The sequence below is a fragment of the Candidatus Nitrosocosmicus franklandus genome, from assembly GCF_900696045.1.
Lineage (GTDB): Archaea > Thermoproteota > Nitrososphaeria > Nitrososphaerales > Nitrososphaeraceae > Nitrosocosmicus > Nitrosocosmicus franklandus_A.
On the sequence record NZ_LR216287.1, the window covers coordinates 2,724,475 to 2,746,320 of the forward strand.

At 35.1% G+C, this 21,846-nt stretch carries 26 protein-coding genes; 20 read left to right on the plus strand and 6 right to left on the minus strand.

The annotated features are described in order from the left end of the window. Positions 1–3: 3 nt before the first annotated feature. The 6 genes from NFRAN_RS12740 (at position 4) to NFRAN_RS12765 (ending at position 7,224) form a co-directional block, all read left to right on the plus strand. On the plus strand, positions 4–822 hold the full coding sequence (locus tag NFRAN_RS12740; RefSeq protein ID WP_134485329.1) for an ABC transporter permease: 819 nt from the start codon (positions 4–6) through the stop codon (positions 820–822). Positions 823–1,224: 402 nt separating this feature from the next. Further along, positions 1,225–2,211: a phosphosulfolactate synthase gene (locus tag NFRAN_RS12745; RefSeq protein WP_134485330.1), complete on the plus strand. Its 987-nt coding sequence runs from the start codon at positions 1,225–1,227 to the stop codon at positions 2,209–2,211. Positions 2,212–2,657: 446 nt separating this feature from the next. Then, on the plus strand, positions 2,658–2,915 hold the full coding sequence (locus NFRAN_RS12750) for a hypothetical protein (RefSeq protein ID WP_134485331.1): 258 nt from the start codon (positions 2,658–2,660) through the stop codon (positions 2,913–2,915). A gap of 551 nt (positions 2,916–3,466) precedes the next feature. After that, positions 3,467–4,396 (plus strand): ABC transporter permease, encoded by a 930-nt coding sequence (locus NFRAN_RS12755; RefSeq protein WP_232038029.1) that lies wholly within the window; start codon positions 3,467–3,469, stop codon positions 4,394–4,396. A gap of 161 nt (positions 4,397–4,557) precedes the next feature. Then, positions 4,558–5,715 carry an ABC transporter substrate-binding protein gene (locus tag NFRAN_RS12760; protein ID WP_134485332.1) on the plus strand — a complete coding sequence of 386 codons (1,158 nt, stop codon included), beginning with the start codon at positions 4,558–4,560 and terminating at the stop codon, positions 5,713–5,715. 315 nt (positions 5,716–6,030) lie between these two features. Then, entirely contained in the window at positions 6,031–7,224 is a 1,194-nt protein-coding gene (locus tag NFRAN_RS12765; RefSeq protein WP_232038030.1) for an ABC transporter substrate-binding protein, read from the plus strand. A gap of 175 nt (positions 7,225–7,399) precedes the next feature. Here the strand turns inward: NFRAN_RS12765 and NFRAN_RS12770 are convergent, their stop codons facing one another. Further along, positions 7,400–7,765: a hypothetical protein gene (locus NFRAN_RS12770; protein WP_134485333.1), complete on the minus strand. Its 366-nt coding sequence runs from the start codon at positions 7,763–7,765 to the stop codon at positions 7,400–7,402. A 138-nt stretch (positions 7,766–7,903) separates the two neighbouring features. Between NFRAN_RS12770 and NFRAN_RS12775 the strand changes: the two genes are divergently transcribed. The 5 genes from NFRAN_RS12775 (at position 7,904) to NFRAN_RS12795 (ending at position 12,139) form a co-directional block, all read left to right on the plus strand. Then, positions 7,904–9,598: a YncE family protein gene (locus NFRAN_RS12775; RefSeq protein ID WP_134485334.1), complete on the plus strand. Its 1,695-nt coding sequence runs from the start codon at positions 7,904–7,906 to the stop codon at positions 9,596–9,598. A 292-nt stretch (positions 9,599–9,890) separates the two neighbouring features. Next, positions 9,891–10,079, plus strand: a complete 189-nt coding sequence (locus tag NFRAN_RS12780) for a hypothetical protein (protein ID WP_134482615.1) — start codon at positions 9,891–9,893, stop codon at positions 10,077–10,079. Between the two features lie 42 nt (positions 10,080–10,121). Continuing rightward, complete coding sequence (locus NFRAN_RS12785) at positions 10,122–10,502, plus strand: hypothetical protein (RefSeq protein WP_134485335.1); 381 nt, start codon at positions 10,122–10,124, stop codon at positions 10,500–10,502. A gap of 32 nt (positions 10,503–10,534) precedes the next feature. Next, the gene (locus tag NFRAN_RS12790; protein WP_232038031.1) at positions 10,535–11,218 is read left to right on the plus strand and encodes a 50S ribosomal protein L1; all 684 of its coding nucleotides are present in this window, start codon (positions 10,535–10,537) and stop codon (positions 11,216–11,218) included. An 18-nt stretch (positions 11,219–11,236) separates the two neighbouring features. Then, a complete protein-coding gene (locus tag NFRAN_RS12795; protein ID WP_134485336.1) occupies positions 11,237–12,139 on the plus strand; it encodes a 50S ribosomal protein L10 in 903 nt (300 codons plus the stop codon). 204 nt (positions 12,140–12,343) lie between these two features. Here NFRAN_RS12795 and rpl12p read toward each other — a convergent pair whose 3' ends face one another. Together rpl12p and NFRAN_RS12805 are read right to left on the minus strand one after the other, a co-directional pair. Further along, positions 12,344–12,661, minus strand: coding sequence for a 50S ribosomal protein P1 (gene rpl12p, locus NFRAN_RS12800; protein WP_134485337.1), 318 nt, complete (start codon positions 12,659–12,661; stop codon positions 12,344–12,346). A gap of 36 nt (positions 12,662–12,697) precedes the next feature. After that, positions 12,698–13,246, minus strand: coding sequence for a hypothetical protein (locus NFRAN_RS12805; RefSeq protein WP_172602353.1), 549 nt, complete (start codon positions 13,244–13,246; stop codon positions 12,698–12,700). A gap of 125 nt (positions 13,247–13,371) precedes the next feature. Between NFRAN_RS12805 and NFRAN_RS12810 the strand changes: the two genes are divergently transcribed. The 6 genes from NFRAN_RS12810 to NFRAN_RS12835 all read left to right on the plus strand — a co-directional run bounded on the left by NFRAN_RS12810 (position 13,372) and on the right by NFRAN_RS12835 (position 16,102). Next, positions 13,372–13,824 (plus strand): Lrp/AsnC family transcriptional regulator, encoded by a 453-nt coding sequence (locus tag NFRAN_RS12810; protein WP_134485339.1) that lies wholly within the window; start codon positions 13,372–13,374, stop codon positions 13,822–13,824. 72 nt (positions 13,825–13,896) lie between these two features. Further along, positions 13,897–14,082, plus strand: a complete 186-nt coding sequence (locus tag NFRAN_RS12815; RefSeq protein WP_197731194.1) for a SecE/sec61-gamma family protein translocase subunit — start codon at positions 13,897–13,899, stop codon at positions 14,080–14,082. 73 nt (positions 14,083–14,155) lie between these two features. Continuing rightward, on the plus strand, positions 14,156–14,413 hold the full coding sequence (locus tag NFRAN_RS12820; RefSeq protein ID WP_172602354.1) for a hypothetical protein: 258 nt from the start codon (positions 14,156–14,158) through the stop codon (positions 14,411–14,413). Positions 14,414–14,449: 36 nt separating this feature from the next. Next, positions 14,450–14,758, plus strand: a complete 309-nt coding sequence (locus NFRAN_RS12825) for a DNA-binding protein (protein ID WP_134485342.1) — start codon at positions 14,450–14,452, stop codon at positions 14,756–14,758. Positions 14,759–14,859: 101 nt separating this feature from the next. After that, positions 14,860–15,459 (plus strand): PsbP-related protein, encoded by a 600-nt coding sequence (locus NFRAN_RS12830; protein WP_134485343.1) that lies wholly within the window; start codon positions 14,860–14,862, stop codon positions 15,457–15,459. Between the two features lie 256 nt (positions 15,460–15,715). Further along, positions 15,716–16,102, plus strand: a complete 387-nt coding sequence (locus NFRAN_RS12835; RefSeq protein WP_134485344.1) for a hypothetical protein — start codon at positions 15,716–15,718, stop codon at positions 16,100–16,102. A gap of 76 nt (positions 16,103–16,178) precedes the next feature. On the opposite strand, the gene NFRAN_RS12840 is transcribed toward NFRAN_RS12835, so the two are convergent. The 3 genes from NFRAN_RS12840 to NFRAN_RS12850 form a co-directional block, all read right to left on the minus strand. After that, positions 16,179–17,051, minus strand: a complete 873-nt coding sequence (locus tag NFRAN_RS12840; RefSeq protein WP_172602355.1) for a biotin--[acetyl-CoA-carboxylase] ligase — start codon at positions 17,049–17,051, stop codon at positions 16,179–16,181. A 5-nt stretch (positions 17,052–17,056) separates the two neighbouring features. Further along, entirely contained in the window at positions 17,057–18,007 is a 951-nt protein-coding gene (locus tag NFRAN_RS12845; RefSeq protein WP_134485346.1) for a prenyltransferase, read from the minus strand. A gap of 90 nt (positions 18,008–18,097) precedes the next feature. Beyond that, positions 18,098–19,264, minus strand: coding sequence for an aldo/keto reductase (locus tag NFRAN_RS12850; protein WP_134485348.1), 1,167 nt, complete (start codon positions 19,262–19,264; stop codon positions 18,098–18,100). 366 nt (positions 19,265–19,630) lie between these two features. Here NFRAN_RS12850 and NFRAN_RS12855 point away from each other — a divergent pair, with 366 nt between their 5' ends. From NFRAN_RS12855 to lsrF, 3 genes are all read left to right on the plus strand, one after another. Then, on the plus strand, positions 19,631–19,771 hold the full coding sequence (locus NFRAN_RS12855; protein WP_134485889.1) for a YHS domain-containing protein: 141 nt from the start codon (positions 19,631–19,633) through the stop codon (positions 19,769–19,771). Between the two features lie 34 nt (positions 19,772–19,805). Then, a complete protein-coding gene (locus tag NFRAN_RS12860) occupies positions 19,806–20,846 on the plus strand; it encodes an alcohol dehydrogenase catalytic domain-containing protein (protein WP_134485350.1) in 1,041 nt (346 codons plus the stop codon). 62 nt (positions 20,847–20,908) lie between these two features. Further along, positions 20,909–21,730 (plus strand): 3-hydroxy-5-phosphonooxypentane-2,4-dione thiolase, encoded by an 822-nt coding sequence (gene lsrF / locus NFRAN_RS12865; protein ID WP_134485352.1) that lies wholly within the window; start codon positions 20,909–20,911, stop codon positions 21,728–21,730. The last annotated feature ends 116 nt before the right edge of the window (positions 21,731–21,846 follow it).

Here is a 21,846-nt window from a genome sequence, read left to right on the forward strand (position 1 = left end):
AAAATGCAAAGACTACAAAGTCGGTTAAATAAACCAGAGAAAAGAATCGATCTCAAAGGTTTTTCTAACACAATCTTATTTATTGCAGTGTTTATTGGTATATGGCAAATTGCCTATCTAAGTGGAATCTGGCCTAAGGTATCGTTACCTTCACCTATAATGGTGGTAGAAGCATTCTATGATCTTATTTTAGACAACACGTTGCTAGTAAGTATAGGAATAACGCTTTACAGACTCTTGATTGGATTTGCGGTTTCAATTGTAATAGGTATTGGTGTAGGACTTGCGATGGTAAAGTTCACTGGATTTGGTAAAACAATGAGCTCATTTGCTATAGGATTGCAGTCATTTCCCAGTGTAGCTTGGGTACCCTTTGCTATATTGCTTATCGGTTTGAATGATATTGGCATCCTGTTTGTAGTTATTATGAGTTCTGTATTTTCGGTTATGATATCAGCGTATAGCGGTATAAGAAATATACCTCCTATTTATTTAAAGGCTGCAAGAAATATGGGAGCAAAGGGTTTCGCCCTGTTTAGACATTTAATGATTCCAGCGGCAACACCTGCTCTGATAGTAGGAATCAAACAAGCATGGTCGTTTGCGTGGCACGCACTTGTAGGAGCAGAAATCCTAATGGCCGCATCCATAGGGATAGGACATATACTACTAGTAGGAAGAGAGTTTCAACTAATGGATCAGATAATAGCATCCATGATCACAATTTTCGCATTAGGAATGATATTTGATAAGGTAATCTTTGCAAAGTTAGATGACAAAGTTAGAGAAAAGTGGGGTCTAAGGCATGAACAAATAAGTTGATAATAGTCCATTAAACAATATATTGTAGAAAAGATAAAGGAGTTCTTTATGTAAGCAATTTGTTACCTAATTAACTAACCATAACAATTTTTAGATAATACAACAGACTTTATTAATATTAACAATCAGATTCATTGACTCAACAATTCGTTCCACCATGGCATTTCTAATGCTAATATATAATAACGTATTCACGAGCAAATAAAGAAAACAAAATCTTCTAAGCTTCCCTTTTTGTATCGATAAAAAATTATCAGAACCCTGGTAAATTTGCCATATCACAATCGATCTTAATGCGAGAAATTTGCATATTATATGAAAATTATAACCTAAAATTTATGGCTGGGAGACAAAAATGCATATATCAATTTCATTATATGTAAAACCTGCGTATATCATTTTATGTTAGAAAGTCTAAGTGGGGATCGCATAGATCAAAATAAACCACGTCATGATGGTATTACCTACATAATAGACAAATTCCAAGGTTTGGACAAGGAGAATTTTGAAACAATTTCATCATATATCGATATGGTAAAGATCTACAGTGCTTTTCCTCTTCTTTTAAAGGAAGAGAGCCTAATTAAGAGAATCGATTTTTATCATAGCTTAAATGTATTGGTATCAACAGGCAGTACCCTAACCGAATATGCCATTCGCGAAAATGTATTTGAAAAATTTGTCGAAAGTTCCAAGAGATTGGGATTTGATTTAATAGAGATAAGTGAAAACAGCATTCATTTAACGCTCGAAGAAAAGAAAAAAATAATAAAAATTCTCAATGCTCATGATATTAGAGCACAGTGGAAGATTGGAAAAAAAGATCCCAGAAGACAACTTTCTGTTGAAGAGACCGTAAGGAAAATGAGCGAAATTTTAGAAATTAGCCAAGAAAAAATAATTCTCGAAGCAAATTTAGGTTATAATGTAGGGATATACGATGAAAAAGGAGATATCAAATGGAATCTCCTTTCGGCCATAACATCAAAGGTATCGCCAAATAGTATCATTTTTGAAGCTCCGTTAGAAATACAACAAGCTGTACTAATAGCTGAATTTGGTCAAAGAGTAAACCTTGGAGAAATACGACTGGAGAATGTTTTGTCTGTTGAATCCCAGAGGAGAGGATTTCTTTCGAAAGCCAGCTTCAGCATTACACCTGTTAGAAAAGGCCCAGAGGGAAGCCCTGCCACTAAATTTATTCATTACATTATCCGCAACAAACATCCCATCGATCAAAGTGAGCTGATGTATGTGACAAATTTACCTAGAAGAACAGTGCAAGCCTCAATAGAGGAGTTGAAACAACAAGGGCTCATAATTGAAAAAAATAGCCTAGATGACACTAGAAAGAAAGTCTACAACTTGGTGAAAAATGAATGGATATAAAGATGAGAGGCTTTTTCGTTCAAAATACGCGGTTCGAAAGAAAATTACCAATAAAGATAGCCAGGATCGGATGAAGAAACTTTGATGTCTTATAAAATTATAGAATTCCGCACAATTTTTTACATCCAGTGATACTGGAGTTGCACCAAAAACATAAATGTATTATCATGTTTGGACTGGTAAGGATTTTGATCATGTAGAAATTATTTTAGTTCTGAAATATGGATGACAATTACCAAATCTTCTTAACGAGATCAATCGATCTCATGTCAAGTCTATTCCCCCACCCACCAGTAACAAAAGTAACAAAATGCTAAATCTGTTAGCCAGACCTCAGACAATTATCTTTCCTAGAAAATTATTCTGCTAAAAAATCCGTGACAACATTTTCCTGAAAATCTAAGATATCCAATAAATATTGAATGGTAGTAGTGAAATTTACAAGTATGAATACAACTAAAACATTACTAGTATCAACAGCAGTGGTTTTTGCACTTGCATTGATTTTGGCTCCTTTAGCCATTTCAGAGGATGCACTAGCAAAAAAGAGTAACAAGGCAAAACAAATAATCAGTCAATCACAAAAATCAAAACAAAACAGCCAAGTAATTTCTGGAGATAGTTCAGTATTTTCTGGAAACAACATCAACTTCCAGTTCCAAACTAACTCCGGTAATAACGCACTAGCTCAATCAAACAACTAATCTAACCAACCTATTTTTTTGACGCAAGTAAACAATTTCAAACAAAGAATCAATTTTTGCCACCAATCAATGATCTTTTATTAAAAGGATTATCTGGCGGTTGTTCCTTTTCGATATAAGAAAGGATATGGCCAAATTATCATTCGTTTCACCTTATTCAAGAGAAGGTTTTAAATAAATTTTGTTTAATTATATTACGAATTTATTATCTTGAAAGATTTCTATAATCACATGGCCGGTCTTTCAATACGAGATTAAATTGAGAAGCATTGTTAGATTCAACGTACTTATCTGTTAGATTACAATTCAGCAAATACCCAATATCCAACTAAACTTGATTCGATATCCAGATTACTATTTTTTTCGATATTTCATCGCACATCTATGAAAAAAGGGTCAAGTACAAACTGTTCAATAAAACAATATTTGTATAAATACGTCACTTCTGGATTGGGTCTTAAATAACCCGATAGACTCTACACATAATAAAATTATTGCTTAAGAGCGAACAAAATTGATATACGGGTGATCTAATAGTATTAAAGATTTCCTTGAAAACATACTCGGCGGACAACAATGACCGTGATTTTGATGGCAATGTTGATCGCGAGAAAGGAGTTGGCGCGATAGAAGAATCAGAACTAATTTCATCCAAAACAGGTAAACATACTAGAAAGCGTTCTTTCAAGGGCGCCTTCAAGATAGAAGAGCTTTCTAACACAATCTTATTTATTGCAGTGTTTATTGGTATATGGCAAATTGCCTATCTAAGTGGAATCTGGCCTAAGGTATCGTTACCTTCACCTATAATGGTGGTAGAAGCATTCTATGATCTTATTTTAGACAACACGTTGCTAGTAAGTATAGGAATAACGCTTTACAGACTCTTGATTGGATTTGCGGTTTCAATTGTAATAGGTATTGGTGTAGGACTTGCGATGGTAAAGTTCACTGGATTTGGTAAAACAATGAGCTCATTTGCTATAGGATTGCAGTCATTTCCCAGTGTAGCTTGGGTACCCTTTGCTATATTGCTTATCGGTTTGAATGATATTGGCATCCTGTTTGTAGTTATTATGAGTTCTGTATTTTCGGTTATGATATCAGCGTATAGCGGTATAAGAAATATACCTCCTATTTATTTAAAGGCTGCAAGAAATATGGGAGCAAAGGGTTTCGCCCTGTTTAGACATTTAATGATTCCAGCGGCAACACCTGCTCTGATAGTAGGAATCAAACAAGCATGGTCGTTTGCGTGGCACGCACTTGTAGGAGCAGAAATCCTAATGGCCGCATCCATAGGGATAGGACATATACTACTAGTAGGAAGAGAGTTTCAACTAATGGATCAGATAATAGCATCCATGATCACAATTTTCGCATTAGGAATGATATTTGATAAGGTAATCTTTGCAAAGTTAGATGACAAAGTTAGAGAAAAGTGGGGTCTAAGGCATGAACAAGATATCGAAACCAAATAAAAAGCTAACAAATCCGTGGTTTTAGAGGGTTATTCTTAATCATCAATGTATTATTAATCCAATAGATTAATCATCGGCCCATGCAAAAATTTCGCGTAACGAGCGTTTTTTGCCTATTTCATATTACTAATAGGTGGCTGACAGAGAAAATTACGTGTTCCATGAATTCCAAAGCAAAATTAGGGATATCTGCTGCCATATTAATAGGAGTAATAGTATCATCCAACACGGGCTTTGATTGGTCCGTATTGTCTGGTCAAATTTCAAATACAATTCAATCTAATGATGGAGGTAGTGATTTGCAATCTGATACGTTGAATATAGGATACTTTCCCAACGTTAACTTAGCCCAAGCGATAATAGGAATTGGAACAGGAAATATTAGCAAATCAATTACGGAGTCTATCGAAGACAGAAATTTTACGATTAATGCACGAGCTTTTAATTCAGGTCCTTCAATGGTTGACGCTTTGTATTCTGGTCGGATAGATGTTGCGTATATTGGTCCGAATAATATAATCGATGGATTCATACTTTCTGGAGCTGACGGTTTGCGAATTATATCTGGTGTTTCAAGCGGAGGTACTTCCTTTGTCGTAAGAAATGAATCGGGAATAGAATCAGTTAATGATCTAGGGGGGAAAAAGTTTGCAACACCACAATTAGGTAATACACAGGATGTGGCTTTGAGAAAATACTTGGTAGATAGTGGTTATAATACCATTGATAATGGAGGAAACGTAACCATTGTTGCATTAAAACCAGGTGATATCATATCTCAGTTTCAAAATAAAGAAATTGATGGTGCATGGGTCCCAGAACCTATAACTACTATCTTAGAACAACAATCAAATGCAAAAATTCTGGTTGACGAGAGGGATTTGTGGCCCGACGGTAAGTTTGTTACTGGCAACATAATTGTCAGAACAGATTACTTGAGAGATAATCCCGACGTAATCAAAAGGTTACTTGAAGCTCATGTGGATGAGACATTGTGGATAAACGAAAAACTACTCAAAACTGACGACAATAGTCCGGATGAGAACAAGGTATCTACACTCGTAATGGCGTTTAATAATGGATTGAAAAATTTGACCGGAAAAACGTTTCCTGATAATCAGCTGTCAGAAGCACTATCCAGGATAGAATTTACAAACGATCCGTTATCTGACTCGTTATTGAAGATTACTGACTTGACCTACCAGTTTGGCTTCATTAAAAAAGGATCAGGCTGGAATGACGAATTTCAAGAATTGTACGATCTTACATTATTAAATGAAGTGCTAAGCGAGAAAGGATTACAAGCCATAAACAAATGATTATAGTATTCTTCTCTGCCAACCAATTTCTCCTCCATTTGTTTCACTAGCCACATTAAGTGGCAACTTCTAACAATAATCTGATTTAATAACTCAATCGTTCGTTGTTCAAAAATAGCCTAGAACAATATTAACAAAGTATTTTTTGTTTTCTGAAATTATTGAACTTTATTATTTGTCGTTTTTTTCTGATGTAGATATATACACCACATCGTCATTTTCGGTCGATGTTTTTTATGTGCTTAAATTACATAATTTCTTGAAAAATAGCGCATTAAAAATGAATAATAAATAACATGGAAGTAATATTAGTCAATGAATAAACTTATCAAAAAACCTTTATTCAATGGACCGAGGGATCATAACCAAAAGAAGAGATCTCTTTCTATTGCAATGGTAATGGTTATTACTGCGGCTGTACTAATTGCTGCACCAATATCTGTAGCTAATGCACAATCTGCAGGAAGTTCACAAAAGACATTAAGGATCGGATATTTTCCAAATATCACACATTCACAAGCGGTTATTGGACTAAATAACGGCGATTTTCAAGAAATTCTAGGAGACAATGTCACTGTTGAAACATTTAGATTTAATGCAGGTCCTTCAGCAATAGAATCTTTACTTGCAGGTAGAATCGATGTTACCTACATTGGTCCTAATCCAGCTATCAACGGATACCTTCTTTCAAATGGCGAGGATGTAAGAGTAATAGCCGGATCTTCTAGTGGCGGTGCATCCTTTGTCGTAAGAAATGACTCTGGAATAGAATCAGTTAATGATCTAGGGGGGAAAAAGTTTGCAACACCACAATTAGGTAATACACAGGATGTGGCTTTGAGAAAATACTTGGTAGATAGTGGTTATAATACCATTGATAATGGAGGAAACGTAACTGTCCTTCCGATAGCCAATGCAGACATCTTAACCGTTTTTCTAAAAGGGGAAATCGATGGTGCATGGGTTCCTGAGCCATGGGCAACTAGATTAATCCAAGAAGCTGGAGGGAAAGTATTATTAGACGAAAGAGATTTGTGGCCCGACGGTAAGTTTGTTACTGGCAACATAATTGTCAGAACAGATTACTTGAGAGATAATCCCGACGTAATCAAAAGGTTACTTGAAGCTCATGTGGATGAGACATTGTGGATAAATAACAACACAGAGGAGGCTGCTCGAGAATTTAACACTCAGCTTCAAAAATTAACGGGCCAACAGATTGATCCCCAAGTACTTGCCAATGCCTACTCAAAATTGGATATAACTTACGATCCATTAAAGTTAACACTATACAAGAGTGCCAATGATGCGTATGACCTTGGATTTATTGAAAAAGGAAAGGAAAGACCCAATCTTTCAGGAATATACGATACGACAATACTAAATGAAGTACTAGCTGAGAAGGGACTTGCTCTAATAGATGGACAAACAGCATCAACTACACCAGAAACTTCATCGTCAAGCAACGGGACATCATCTGGAGATGCAATAGCAGATATAGTCGCATAATCTACCCTTATTTTTTTAATCTGATTTACAACTTTTGTTTAAAACTATTATATACAAATTAGACAGGTGAAAAATACAGAATCGCCAAGGTTTAGGAATCATGGTTTAAGAGGGGGTTTAAGAGGGGCCATATCTAAATTGAACGAGAAAGTTTCTTCTTTATAAAGCAAAAATATCACAAATTCGTTGAATTAGAAGATTGATCACCAGAGGCTTTAATATCATCGGATGTAGATGAAGAATTTCGCAATACTTCAATGTCCAAGATTTCAGTCTCTAAGGTTTCGGTCTCCAAATTTGGAGCCTTGGAAGAGTCCTCTTGATCTTGTGATTCCGATTTATCATCTTCACGGTTAATTTCTTCAAGTGTTCCATCGAAATCTCTACTCAGCGAACTGAATATCCCTTCGCTATTTTGATCAGTAACTTCATAAGCTATTATAAGGGGACAAATTGAGAGCAAATTTAATGTTGAAATGAAAATGAGGGAACCAAATAGAACCGTAAATACACCATATATTGGAAATCCATTTCTTGCCAATTATAGTTGACAATTTATACTAATAGAATTCAAGATATATTTGTTAAGAAGAATTCATTAGTAAGAATCGTATCTATTTATTCACTGTAACAACTTTTGATTCAAAAAAATTATAATTGATTAAATTGCAGTCATCCTGTGAAGATATTTTTTGGTTTATTGTGCTTCATAGTATTATTAACAATTCTAACCTCATTTCCAGTTCAAGATTTATCCGTATTTCTTAATTATCAACAGCTTTATAGACCATTTTTAGATGACACCATCAGTAGTAGTAGGAGTAGTAGCAGCAATATTAACCCCACATGGTTTACAATTGGCTCCGCTTTTGGTCAAGAATCTGGAAGAAACTTTGTTGCTGGGTTCTATACGGGTAGTTATCCTATTGGTGTTGCAATTAATCCCCTGACAGACAAGGTTTATGTTGCAAACCAGTACTCAAATACTGTTTCAGTATATGATGCAAAAACTGACAAGTTAATCAAGACAATTCCTGCAGGTACCTTTCCGTATGGTGTCGATGCAAATCCATACAATAATAGGATCTATGTAACCAATAGGGGTTCAGATGATTTAACCGTAATAGACGGTGCTACTGATTCGGTTATTGATAATATTGCAGTTGGCAAATCACCTGTTCAAGTAACAGTAGACCAGGCAAGCAGTTGGGTATATGTTACCAACATCGATTCTAATTCTGTTTCGGTGATTGACGGAATTACAAACGTAGTAAAAAGCACGATTAATGGTATAGACACCCCATATGGGATAGGCGTTAATCCACTATCCAACAAGATTTACGTTTCAAATATTGCAAATTCGAACTTAACTGTCATTGATAAAGACAACTATGACTTTATCAAAAATATCGAGGTGCAAAAAGCTCCCGTTGGGATAGACATAAACGAAGAAAGGAACCTCATATACGTTGCTAATTACGGATCTGACTCAGTTTCAGTAATAAACGGTAGTGACGACAAGGTTATTTCCACATTACCTGTTGGAAAATCTCCTGTAGGATTGAAGGAAAATCCAATACTAGACAAACTATACGTTAGTAACATAGATTCTAATACTGTGAGTGTAATCAATGAATCAAATTTTGAGAAAGCCAAAGAGATTAAAGTAAACCCTTCTTCAATAATTGAAAGAGAAGTATATCCATATGCAATTCCCACAAACATCAAGTTTCCATTGATAGCTAGCTTTGTTGCAACAAACCCATTGACTAATTTTACATATGTTACCAACACTGCATCTAATACCATTTCTCTGATTAATGGGAAGAATGATGAAAGCATAGTTAGAATAGGCTTTAAAACACAGCCAGAGAATTCAGGATTCATAGAATGCAACGGGGTAAAAAACCTAAATCAGAATTCAACCATCATATCAACAAATAGTGAAGCAACATGCAACGCGATTCCAGAGAGAGGCTATTTGTTTGATTCATGGTCTGGACTAGTATACAGTACGTCTAACCCTCTAAAATTCAATGCTTCTGAATATGGAAACATAATTGCTAATTTTAGGCCAACATTATCGACGGAACAGTACATTTTTTTGATAGGAGGTATTACAGGAATGTCATCTGTACTATTGACCTGGTTTTTTAAGGGAGGACAACGCAGAAAATTCAACAAGTTTATCCAGATAACAAACAAGGCAATAGAGGATGCCGACGTAGGCGACAAAAAAGAAAGTATAATCAAGTTAGAAAATCTCAGGAGAGACATCTTTAATACGTACAGACGAGGTTCTCTAACAGATTTTCAGTTTGATTTTCTTGATAAACGTTTGATAAATTACATAAATAAGATAAGTAATCTGTAGACAGTTACGTGTTCAGTGTGACTATCTACAGAATGACCCATTGAAGAATGCTCCAAATTGTGGTTGCTTGCTTTATCATCCCTCGATTTTGATAAAATACACCGACTGGCTAGCTCCTTTGAACCTTTTTCTTTTAAAGGCACAGAACTTACTAGACCTCAAGCATTATCATAGTGACTCCTTTAAGATGATAAAAAAGCATGGTACTCTGATATTAAAATCAAGTCATGAGGTTTGAGGGCTCTGTTCAGTTAACGATAAGCCTATAGCTTGAAAGCATTCCATTTCTTTTATGCTTACTAGAAACAGAACGCCTTCAAAGTATGTATATTATGGGTTGCATTTGTACTTTTCAGGCCTATCCTTAAGGAAAGCCTCGGAAAGATTATCTCAGATATACAAGAGAAATCACGTTTCCATCTGGAATTGGATTCAAAAGTACAAGCCTCAAAAGCTAAGTCAACTAGAAGAAGAGTTCTAGAGTATATAATAGATGAGACCATGTTGAATGTGGGATCAGAGTTTGTCTGGCTCTGGGTTGCAACTGAACCAGACAGAAAACAGGCAAATTCTCGCACTGTCTATCTCTAAAGAAAGAAACATGTTTGTAGCTGAAAGATTCATTTCAGGTTTAGTCAAGATTCATGGAATTCATCCAGTTTCGACTGATGATAGAGGTACTTGGTATCCAATGGCCTGTAGATTCTTAAATCTCGATCATCACATTCATTCCTCTCTTGAGAAAAGTCTGATTGAAAGAAAGATGCAATACATAAAGGATAGAACCGAAAGTTTCGATGACTACTTTCCTTGTAGAATAAAGAACTGCAAGTTAAAGCATGTACGGAATTGGCTGCGGCTCTTTGTAGACTATCATAACAATGAAATAAAACATATTAAGTGAACAGAGCCGGTTTGAGGTAAAAACGATTTTAAATGGCCTATGTGCGATTAAATGATATACTCATGTTTAACAATGATCAATTAAAGGAGCTTGTAAAAAAGGCAAGAGAGGCCACTCCAAAAAGAAATTTTGCTCAATCAGCTGAATTAACTCTGGTACTTAAAGATATTGATGTAAAGAAAGGCTTTAACGTCAACGAGATAGTTGTTTTACCCAACCCAACGAAAGAAGGATCTTCACTTTGTATGCTTGCAACCGGAGACATGGGTTTACGTGCAAAGAAAGCAGGAGTTGATCAGGTAATGGAACCTGATACTCTCGATAGAATTGGGACAAATAAAAGAGAAGCTAGAAAAGTCGTTCGTTCTTATGACTTTTTTCTAGCAGATGCCACTTTAATGGCATCAGTTGGTCGTTCGTTAGGTCAATTTTTAGGTCCAAAAGGTAAAATGCCTACTCCCGTTCCCTATGGAGCACCTATTGAAAATATTGCTTCAAGGCTTCGATCTTCTACAAGAATACGATCCAAAAATCAACTAAACATGTCAACCAAAATAGGCGACGAATCGATGACTGATGAGCAACTAGCTGCAAATGCAAGCGCCGTCATTGCTTCAGTTGAAAAAAAACTCCCTCAAGGAGAGAAGAACTTTAGAAATGCCATCATTAAATTCACCATGGGTAAAGCAATAAAAGCAAGTGCCCTTGGCAAATAATCTGTAGGGATAATTTAAATGAGTCAAACAGCGGTAGTAAACAAATTAGCAAGGACTTCTTACCCTGAAAGAAAAGTCCATCTTTACAATACTTTGCAGGAATTGGCAAAATCATATAATGTTATAGCTCTTTCCAGGATGACCAAGGTAAGATCTGCTCAACTAATGGCAATAAGGAAGAAGTTCAAAAATGATATAAAAATTTTAATAGTAAAGAATAAAGTTGCTCAAAGAGCATTTGAGAAAATTTTTAAGGATGTTAAAGGTTTGGAGTTACTAAGTAAGGAACTCGAAGGTCAATGTGCACTCATGTTTACAAACTTGAGCCCTTTTAAATTAAATCTGACATTTGACAAGAACAAAATTTTCATGGCAGCCAAAGGTGGCGATATTGCCCCTAACGAATTGGTTATTCCTGCAGGAAATACCGGAATAAATCCTGGGCCTGTTTTGTCAGAATTTAAACAGGCTAATGTTCCTACTAAGATAGATCAGGGGACCATTTGGGTTTCAAAGGATACTGTAGTTGCAAAACCAGGAGATGTTATCTCACAAGAATTGGCTGCATTGTTGAGCAAACTGGACGTCAAACCAATTGAGGCAGGCATATCTATTAATTATGCAATTGCAGAAGGGTTAGAATTCAAAGATAAAGACCTCAAGATAGTGGTCCAAGATTATATAGATGAATTGGCAAAGTCATTCCAAGAAGCTCTGGCACTTTCAGTAGAAGCAGTTTATTTCACAAAGGAATCGACACCCTTGCTGTTGGTAAAGGCAAAACAACATGGATTATCTCTAGCAATAGAGGCAGGATATCTATCTCCAGAAAGTGTAGAGATGGTCATAGCCAAGGCCAATGCCGTGGCTGCGAGCTTGTCTCAGCAACTAAACTCCAAGGGATATTCGACCCAAAACTAATTTATTTAGTTTCTAAAACCAATTTATTTAATTAACAGAAAAACTATTTGTTGCATTTGTTACTCTATATTAGATCAAAGTACAGAATTCATATACTTAGTTTTCTAACCTTCCTACAATATTAATTAAATTAAAATTAAAAAGTTTGAAAGGATTTTAGAGTTTGTTTTGCAAATAATAAATTTATGAGAAAAAATAAGGTATCTAGCCAAAAAGGGATGAAAGCCCTTCGAGCGCTTCTTCCTCTTTTTTCTCTTCTTTCTTCTCTTCTTCTTTCGGAGCTGCACCTGAAGCAGCAGCAGCAGCACCTGATGGAGCGGCGCCTGTTGCAGGGGCTGCAGCGGCTATTGGAGCTGCTTTTAAGGCATCTTCAATATTAACTTCACTTAAAGCTGCAACTAAGGATTTAACTCTAACATCATCAGGTTCAACACCTGCAGATTTTATTACACTTTTTACTTTATCTTCATTGATATCTTGCTTTAGTTTATGTAATAATAAAGCAGCATATACATATTCCATGATAAGAAAAATTTGATATGTCCATAATATAAAACTTTATAAAATTTGAGAACTTCTTGCTACAGCATAAACATGTTCCTTTAGTTCTTGTGAGGTAAGAGAATTCATCCTATTTATCAAGATACTTCTGGCCTCCGATCTCTCATCTTCAGAAGCTGAATTAAAGTAATTGCTGAATAATTCATGCAAGCTCTCTTTTATCCAGCCATCTAAGACAAAATAGCGGTTTTCGTTTATGGGAATAATCTTATCAATACGTGGATCGACAACGTCGTCAAAATCTCCAGTATCTAACCTATCGATAATAAGGAAAATACAATTGTTAGGGTCTGGATTATTTAATGCATCAATTGGCTTTCCTCTAGCCCTGCCAGCACGAACCCGTTCAATCAAACCAACTGGTCTCATGAATGTCCCCCTTACTCTATAAAGCTTATTGGCATCTGAAATAATTCTCCCGATTACCACGAAATTGGACGTATCATCTCTTTTGACTGCAAAGACAAAACTACCAGACTTTAGCTTAGACATTCCGAACATAGGTAAATTTACTGGTCTTAATAATATAATATTTACTAATACCATAAACAGGAGAATCCGTAGAATTTGTAATTAATTTATCATTTTAAGTAAATTATTCAATTACATTTATTAATGTAACCAATAATTATAAGGTTGAGTTAATCTTGCAAAGATTTGACGACTTAGATATGAAAATTTTGTCCGAATTGACAAAAGACGCAAGTATTTCGATTCCTCAGTTAAGCAAGAAATTGAACATAAACTCATCCGTTTTGTACAGTCGAATCAAGAGACTAATTAAAAGAGAACTCATTCGAAAATTTACTGTCATAATCAATGAATCACAGCTAGGAATCCACATAAAGGCGACTGTAGGAATCAATAGGGATCCAAAACTAAAGGAACCAGTTCACAATGAATTGATGCGCATTCCTGAGGTTAGATCCTTAATTGAAGTCACTGGACGTTTCGACATAATCCTTTCTGTTTATGCAAGGACCCTGGAAGAACTTCATAAAGTAGTTATAGAAAGAATAGGAAGGATTAATGGTATACAAGCAACAGAAACATTTGTAGAAATGCAACGAACAGACAAGGAACCGGTTTACTCTATCCAAAGTACTTCACAGGGGTACGTCTAGATATTTGCCTCTGTGTCTATATTATTAGAAATATTAAAATTATATTGATGAGATTTATCCTCTAGAAATCATTTGTTATCAACAATAGGCACTCTAGTTCAAAGAAGAATTATGGAGATCTTTCAAACGCTTAAATTAGCAAAGAAAACCAGCAAAGATGACTATTATACCCATATGAGATTAGTCTTATTAGCTATTGGAGCAGTAGGAGCATTGGGCTTCGTTATACAAATGCTAGGCGAATTATTTTTAGATTAAACAACCCCAAACTACAGAGTGCATGTATTGTTAGTGCTTTTTTGTTATTTGTCCAATCACTTTTTCTGCGTTTTTGATACTTGTAGAAGTTGGGATAACCATGTCTGAGTCTCCAGTGCACATAGATGAAGAGAACAAGATAAAAATTAAACCCGAGTTGATGGTTACAGAAAATTTGTATCCTATACTTTATGAGAATCTGCTTTTCTTGTTTTTTAAAGATGAAAACGAATTGATAAACTGTTATGAAGTGACTGATAAAGAATTGATTGAAAAAGCACAAAAGAATCCTGAAAAAATCTTAGAAATATTGGAAGAATGGAATAAATGATATAACATTATATTATTGAATTATACATTATACATTATGTCACATGGCAAATACGAAACAGGAAATAGGAAGAGCAATGAAATATTCATTGGCAAAAAACCACTAATGACTTATGTAACTGCAACTCTAGTTCAACTAGCCAATGAACCAACAGTTGTGATAAAGGCGCGGGGAAAGAGTATTACACGAGCAGTAGATGTGGCTCAGATCATTGTAAAGAGAATGAACACACTCGGGTACAGGGTTGAAAATGTAAAATTAGGTTCAGACACATTGACCGGCACTGAAGATGACAAAACAAGAAATGTTTCCACAATAGAAGTATCTATTTCAAGATCAAAGTAGGAATCAGAGACATTTTTTAAGATAAGGTCCGTCTCCTCCATGGATGGACCCCTGTATATGCAACGAGAAATTTGATATTATGGTAATCGCATAAATAAAATGTGTCTGAAATTAGTAGAAATGACATCATAATATCGGTTTCTATAGTTGCTATGCTTTTAATTTCGGTTGGTTTTATTACTCTTCTTAATAATAATAATCCTCCTGTTTTTGGATTTTTTCATGAAGGTGAGTCACAAACATTTCTTACATATACTGACAACAAGAATCATTATGAAATAAAATATCCAAACACTTGGGAGAGATCAGTCAAATTGAATAATGAAGTCTTGTTTATTGCACCAAAAGATGCAAGCTCTGTAAGTAGTCCTGCAGGGTTTGTTGTAAAAACAATACCAACTCCAGGTAAGAATATTTCTACTGATGCCGCTACGAAGCAATTGACTTCTGAAATTCAGGCCGCGCATCAGGATTTCAATTTGGAATCTACGACTACAACAAATATTGATGGAAAAAAAGCAACTAAAATCATCTTTACTGCTACTGACAGCAAGTTACAAAATAGAAAGGCTATGCAAATTGTGATATCTAATTATGAAAATCTGTATATTCTAACCTATAAAGCATCAACCGATAAATATGGATCCTATGAAAATACAGCCAACCAAATGGTTGATTCTTTTAAATTCTTGCCAAGATAATCTAGTAAAAATTGCTTAACAAACTAATGAAAATTAGTTTGTTAAGCATGTTCCCCTTCGGTTTGGTCGATGTACTACTCACTGAACCTATTTCCTATTTAAACCTATCACCATATAGAAATAGAAAATCAGGTAAAAATTACATAAATTGTGAAATAAAGTACACAAAATGCATTGTATCAATGTAAACATACGAAATAGTATCTTCAAATGAAAACCTTTTTTATAAAATGATCATATTGATGTATACAGGGGGATGAAGGTAAAAAAGCTTGAAGCATTGCTTATTTGTATAGTCGTAGTTGTAACCATAGTTGTTCTATATAACGTCTTTATTTCCATTCCTTTCAAAAATTATTCATTAGAAGTAGATGCTTTACGAGATCCAGAATCTCTCTTTGTTAATGCAAGAGTTGTGTTAAAAAATACAGGTAAAATGCCACTAAACGATATTCTTATTATGTATGATAATAATCGTGACCTAACAGAAAACCTAAAGTTGATAAATCCGGGTCAAACAGTCATACTTTCACCCCCCCAAAGTGCAAGTCTAAATACGGTTAAGGTAGTTACTGCTGAGGGAATAAGTATTGACAAGCAATTTAGATCCCCAGTAAAGATGCCAGGAATGATAGGTTCGTAATGCAATGATAGATACTGGCAGATAAATAAACAAACAAACACCAAAGTGAAAAAAGAAGAACAATAATTCAACCAAGCTAAACTGAGCTGAAATCAAAAACTGATTCGATCCTAATTAATTTGTTATCCAATGATGGTCCAGAGTTTCTCACCAATATAGACCCATCATCGTTAACAAGGACAATCTTACCTGTGTATTCTTTATCTTTTAGCTTAAAATTGTAATTTAAAGTCTTTGACGATTCTTTTATCTTTCTCTTGTACCATTGCCTTAGCTCATCTCGAAATAATTTAGAACTCAACTTAGGAACAAGTTTACTAAAGTTGTATAACATAGATGAAACAAGTTCAAAGTTACTAACTTCCTGATTATGATTACTTGACTTTAAGGTTGCTATGTCGTAGTTAATAGTTATTGCTGATGGTGATTTATCTATGATTTGACTTTTAGTAATTTCAAGATCATTATTTGAATTAATACCCATGCCAATAATTACCCGAGTCAACGTACCTCTTTGAATTTCAGTGTCCACAAGAATCCCAGCTACTTTTTTACCATCTACGAGTATATCGTTTGGCCATTTAATTTGAGGGTATATACCAAGATAAGAGCGGATTGATTCCGAAATAACATATATGGTGAGAATTAGCATGGTGAATATTTCAGCTGTTTCTAATCCACTCTCAAAGGCCAATGACATCCAAATTCCGCCCTTCGGTGAAGCCCAATTAGCACCTCTTCTCCCTCGGCCTCCAGTTTGAATATCAGTCATAACAACAAATGGTATGGTCGTATCAGGTTGTTTGCTCAGCACTTGAGCATAATCTTGTGTAGATGACAGAGAATCAAAAAAGTAAAAATTTTTAAAAATAAGTTGATCTGGAAACTTGTTAACGACATTAGATATGAATTCTACTTTTTTTTCATTGGAGCATTGTATTTTAATCACGAAGATCATCTCACCACGTCGATATTGTTCAAGATTACTATAATAATTCCAAGTATTAATGCCACTCCAAATAAGCGTGAAAACAAGACAGCATTGCGCATTATCAAAACATAATTCAAACTTTCATCATCACCTTTCATGCTGACTAGATATCTTTTGAAGTCTACCAATATTTTCAATGCCAATGGCAATACTAAGATAACAGGAAGAATTGAAAGAATATTGCCATCTAGTTCATTAAAAAAAAGTAATGCAGACAAATAAGTCAACATGATCAAACCCATAACAAAATAAAACTTGGCCTGGCTGTCATACACATCCAAAATTATGGCCAAGGTCCTTCTACCTCCTTCTCTGTCTGCCTTTATATCGGGTATTGAATTAATAAACAAGACCATTGACGAAAGTAGGCCTGCAACAACTCCCAAACCAATTGATTCCACCGATACTAAAGATGTTTGGATATAAAAGGTTCCTATAACTATTAACGTTCCTTTAATACCTACAAATAGCTCGCCCAAACCCAGATCTACTAGTTTTGTAGAATAGAGTACAATTGAGATTGCGGCAAAACAAAGAATAATACCAATAATGTATCCTTTTAAGATGACAAATAATCCCCCTATTGTCAAACCTATCAATAGAAATACGATACCTGCTAAGTAAACACTTCTGGGAGTTAACAACCCTTCCGGTAATACTCCTGTCCCACCACTAAATTTCGTTTTCTTTGTCCTTAAATCAATTCCTCGTTTGAAATCAAAATAGTCATTTAATAGATCAACACTACTATGAAGGCAAAATACTCCTAAATAGATTAAAACAGAATTTAAAATACTGAACTGGGATGGATTTGCCCAAATAGCCAAGGCTAGGCCGCAAGAAACCCCAATAGCAGATGCAGCTAAAAATCTATAACGTATTGCTCTAAGCCAAACATTTAATTGAAAATTCAATGCACAACACTCTCGCAATCATACTCACTTTCACTTTCACTTTCACTTGCATCCTGACATTTGTATATACAGTATCACAGTAGTCGTCATCTATCTAAATTGATTTTTTCTTACAGATTCAAATCTATTCAAAACATCTTCGAACTCGGAATGAGTTAGTGTAGGGTACCTTGAGATTAAAATATTTTGATTTGTATGGTCACTACTTTTCTGACCTACAAGGGGTGCTACAATGCCTGGAGTGGAACGCACAAATTGCAACAATCTAAGTGACTCGTATGGTAAGTTAGAGAGAAATCTATCGTTTATTTTTAAGATTAGGAGCTTGCCTTGAAACAAGGGGATACTTGTAAATACGTGAATACCTAAACGATTTGCTGCTTCCAAGATTGAGACATCTTCGGAAGATTCCTCAACTTTTTGATTTCTATATGTAAAAGCCTCTGTCATAAGGGAATTATAAGGTAATTGTATGAACTTGAATCCATTGTCTGTTCCCCCAACTTCGTTTGCAATCTTTACTACGTCTCTTAAAGAAAGGTAATTTGGGTTTCTTGGTTGAGCAGTAAAACAATTCCAAGTTGCCATACCATAATACCGAATTTTACCTCTCTTCCGGTACTCTTCATAAACCTTGAAAACCTTTGAAAGCATCTCATTGTATGTTTCTTTTTCTACCTGATCGTACCAGCTCTCAAAAGAATTATGGATGTACACCAAATCAATTGATTCAAGACCCATATTGCATAAGGACCTATCAATACAATTTGCTATGTAATCAGGATTCATAATATTATAAGAGGGGCTTATATCACCATAATCGACAATATTTCTATCTATATACATCACTTTTAGATACGACTCGATGTCTACATGATTATAGTCACCATCATTAGTAAAATATCCGTTTTTTGTGCAAATAAACAGCTCATTTCTTTGAACAATTCCTTCCTTCATGAGTCTATCAACTGCACGACCGATACTCTTTTCAGAAAGCATCGAGCGATAGTTTAATGCCGTATCGATAACGTTTATGCAACCTTCCTTCACGCTCTTGTAGAGTGAAGATTCCAGATTCTCGTTATCCGTTGAGGAAAGGTTCCCCAAATATGTTCCCATTCCAAGAGATGAAAGATATAAATCCTCTACAAGTTTAAAATGAGACTCATGTACACCTTTTCGAATAGCCCTGTCTTTAAAAGTCGTCGTACCCAAGGAAGTAGAGTGACCAGGATAGAATTTCTTATCAAACGACACTAGATAAATAAATTAGAATATGGATTTATAACTAACTATCTAGTAGGGTAAAATTTGAGCCAACCGAATCTATTGTTTTTCTAACTCAATAATAAAATCTGTTGGGTTCAATTCTATTCCACAGTTAGAACACCTGTTCATGGTATTTCTCAAAACATCTCTTATAGGTTTGACATTTATCATGTGTTTTATTTTGCTATTGCATTTATAACAATAAATTTCAATGATAGGACAAGACATCACTGATTCTATTTTTATTGGCTATAAATTAAATGATGGTAAAAGATCATTGACATAAAACTAAATTCTCTTATAGAGCAATCACCTTTAGGAAATATTAAATATCCATTTAATTTCTTGTCAATTGTGCCAGTAGATCCTGTGTGCGGAATTGAACTAGCCGAAGACTTGGCCACTGTTTTGGAGTTTAATGGTAAGAAATTTTACTTTTGTTGCGAGGGATGTAAGAGAATTTTCCAAAAAAAGCCAAAGAAATATTCAAAGTAATAGAACTTTAATAACGCTCATTTCAAGATAAGTTATGAAAGCTGCAGTTCTCGAGAAAAGTAAGGTTGTAGTAAAAGATATTAATTTGCCAAAAATTGGCAAAAAGGAAATATTGATAAGGATGAAAGCCTGTGGGATTTGTGGTTCAGATTTAGAAAAGGTTTTTGGAAGGTATGGTATGAAATCGTCGAGAATCGGACATGAACCTGTGGGGCAGGTTATGAAAGTGGGCCGGGAAATATCCAATTTTAAAAAAGGAGACAGGGTGTTTGTTCATCATCACGTACCATGTTATTCATGTAGATTTTGCTATAGTGGAGATTATACAATGTGTGACATTTATCAAAAGAGTAACATTGAACCTTGTGGATTATCAGAATTCATTCTTGTTCCTGAATTGAACGTAGTAAAAGGAGGTGTCGTAAAGATCCCCGATGGAATTACTTACGAACATGCTGCTCTCATAGAACCAGTTGCCTGCTGCTTGCGCTCTCTTGATAAGATCGATATAAAAAAATCAGATTCTATATCTATTTTTGGAGCTGGACCTACGGGCCTGATGCATCTGATTTTATTAAAGTGTTCAGGTGTTTCAAAGATTATTGTTGTGGATGTAAACGACTTTAGACTGGACTTTGCCAAAAGAATAGATCCAAACATAACTACTATTGATGTCGGTGCAATGGATGATGAACACTTTCAGAAGAAAATGGAATCAATTGTTGGGAAGGATGGTGTTGACAAATCAATCATTTGTACAAGTAGCAAGTCGGCTTTCATTAATTCACTTGAAATAACTCGACGTGGGGGAACTATTTCGTTATTTGGAGTTCCTCCTAAGGACAAAGGATATGATATAGATTTAAACAAAATATATTCTAAAGAATTAAAAATAATCCCCAGTTATGCAACGTCAGAAAAAGAAATTCATCAGGTCATAAGGTTGATGGAAAACGATATTATTAACTTGGAACCCTTAATTACTCACAAGTTCAGTTTGGCCGAATCTGAAAAGGCCTTTTTGTGTGCTCACAAAGGAAATGATTCTATGAAAATCATCATTACAACTGAATAAAATTTACCAAAATTTTTATAGCTTTTAAATAATTAACTAGAGCAGATAGGTAGATATTTGAAATGGACTGGGGAATGAAAAACAGATTTTCACAAATAATAAAGCCCGAAGATGGACGGTGTGTCATGCTTGCAGTTGACCATGGATATTTTTTGGGACCCACAGAAAGACTCGAAAATCCGAGGGAAACTATTAGACCACTTTTGAATCTTGCAGACTCGTTAATGTTGACCAGAGGAGTACTTCGATCATCAGTTACTCCTGAAAGTAACACACCTATTGTGTTAAGGGTATCAGGTGGCTCCAGTATAATAGGAGAAGATCTTTCTAAGGAAACAATTACTACTTCCATCGATGAAGCAATAAGACTTAATGCTTCTTGTCTAGCATTGTCGATCTTTGTCGGTAGCAAATATGAATATCAGACTCTAAAGAATCTTGCAAAACTCGTAAACGAAGGTGAGAAATATGGAATACCCGTTTTGGCAGTTACTGCAGTCGGAAAGGAAATGGCAAGAGACGCTAGGTATTTGGGACTAGCATGCAGGATTGCAGCCGAGTTGGGAGCTCATATCATAAAAACGTACCATTGTGTAGATTTCAGAAAAGTAGTTGACGGGTGCCCTGTCCCTGTAATTATAGCTGGAGGAAAGAAATTGGCAGAAAGAGATGCATTACAGCTAACCTATAATGCCATCACCGACGGTGCTTCTGGGGTAGACATGGGCAGAAACATATGGCAGTCAGACAATCCAGTAGCGATGATAAAGGCGGTAAGGAAGATAGTGCATGAAAATTTTACAGCCCAGCAAGCGTATGATCATTATTTGGACCTTATTGGTTTAAAAAACACAATTAGAAAAGGTACTTCAGCGAGGACTTGATCTATCATTCATCCATGCATTCATTTTTTTAAATACAATATCAGCAGCCAGCAAACTTTTAACTTTATGATGATGAGATTTCATTGAGATAAGGTTTTCACCACAAGACAAGGTTT

Coding starts and splice junctions, on each gene's coding strand:
- NFRAN_RS12740 (WP_134485329.1), top strand. CDS start 4: ATGCAAAGACTACAAAGTCGGTTAAATAAACCAGAGAAAAGAATCGAT.
- NFRAN_RS12745 (WP_134485330.1), top strand. CDS start 1,225: ATGTTAGAAAGTCTAAGTGGGGATCGCATAGATCAAAATAAACCACGT.
- NFRAN_RS12750 (WP_134485331.1), top strand. CDS start 2,658: ATGAATACAACTAAAACATTACTAGTATCAACAGCAGTGGTTTTTGCA.
- NFRAN_RS12760 (WP_134485332.1), top strand. CDS start 4,558: ATGAATTCCAAAGCAAAATTAGGGATATCTGCTGCCATATTAATAGGA.
- NFRAN_RS12765 (WP_232038030.1), top strand. CDS start 6,031: ATGAATAAACTTATCAAAAAACCTTTATTCAATGGACCGAGGGATCAT.
- NFRAN_RS12780 (WP_134482615.1), top strand. CDS start 9,891: ATGCTTACTAGAAACAGAACGCCTTCAAAGTATGTATATTATGGGTTG.
- NFRAN_RS12790 (WP_232038031.1), top strand. CDS start 10,535: ATGGCCTATGTGCGATTAAATGATATACTCATGTTTAACAATGATCAA.
- NFRAN_RS12795 (WP_134485336.1), top strand. CDS start 11,237: ATGAGTCAAACAGCGGTAGTAAACAAATTAGCAAGGACTTCTTACCCT.
- rpl12p (WP_134485337.1), bottom strand. CDS start 12,661: ATGGAATATGTATATGCTGCTTTATTATTACATAAACTAAAGCAAGAT.
- NFRAN_RS12805 (WP_172602353.1), bottom strand. CDS start 13,246: ATGGTATTAGTAAATATTATATTATTAAGACCAGTAAATTTACCTATG.
- NFRAN_RS12810 (WP_134485339.1), top strand. CDS start 13,372: ATGAAAATTTTGTCCGAATTGACAAAAGACGCAAGTATTTCGATTCCT.
- NFRAN_RS12825 (WP_134485342.1), top strand. CDS start 14,450: ATGTCACATGGCAAATACGAAACAGGAAATAGGAAGAGCAATGAAATA.
- NFRAN_RS12835 (WP_134485344.1), top strand. CDS start 15,716: ATGAAGGTAAAAAAGCTTGAAGCATTGCTTATTTGTATAGTCGTAGTT.
- NFRAN_RS12860 (WP_134485350.1), top strand. CDS start 19,806: ATGAAAGCTGCAGTTCTCGAGAAAAGTAAGGTTGTAGTAAAAGATATT.
- lsrF (WP_134485352.1), top strand. CDS start 20,909: ATGGACTGGGGAATGAAAAACAGATTTTCACAAATAATAAAGCCCGAA.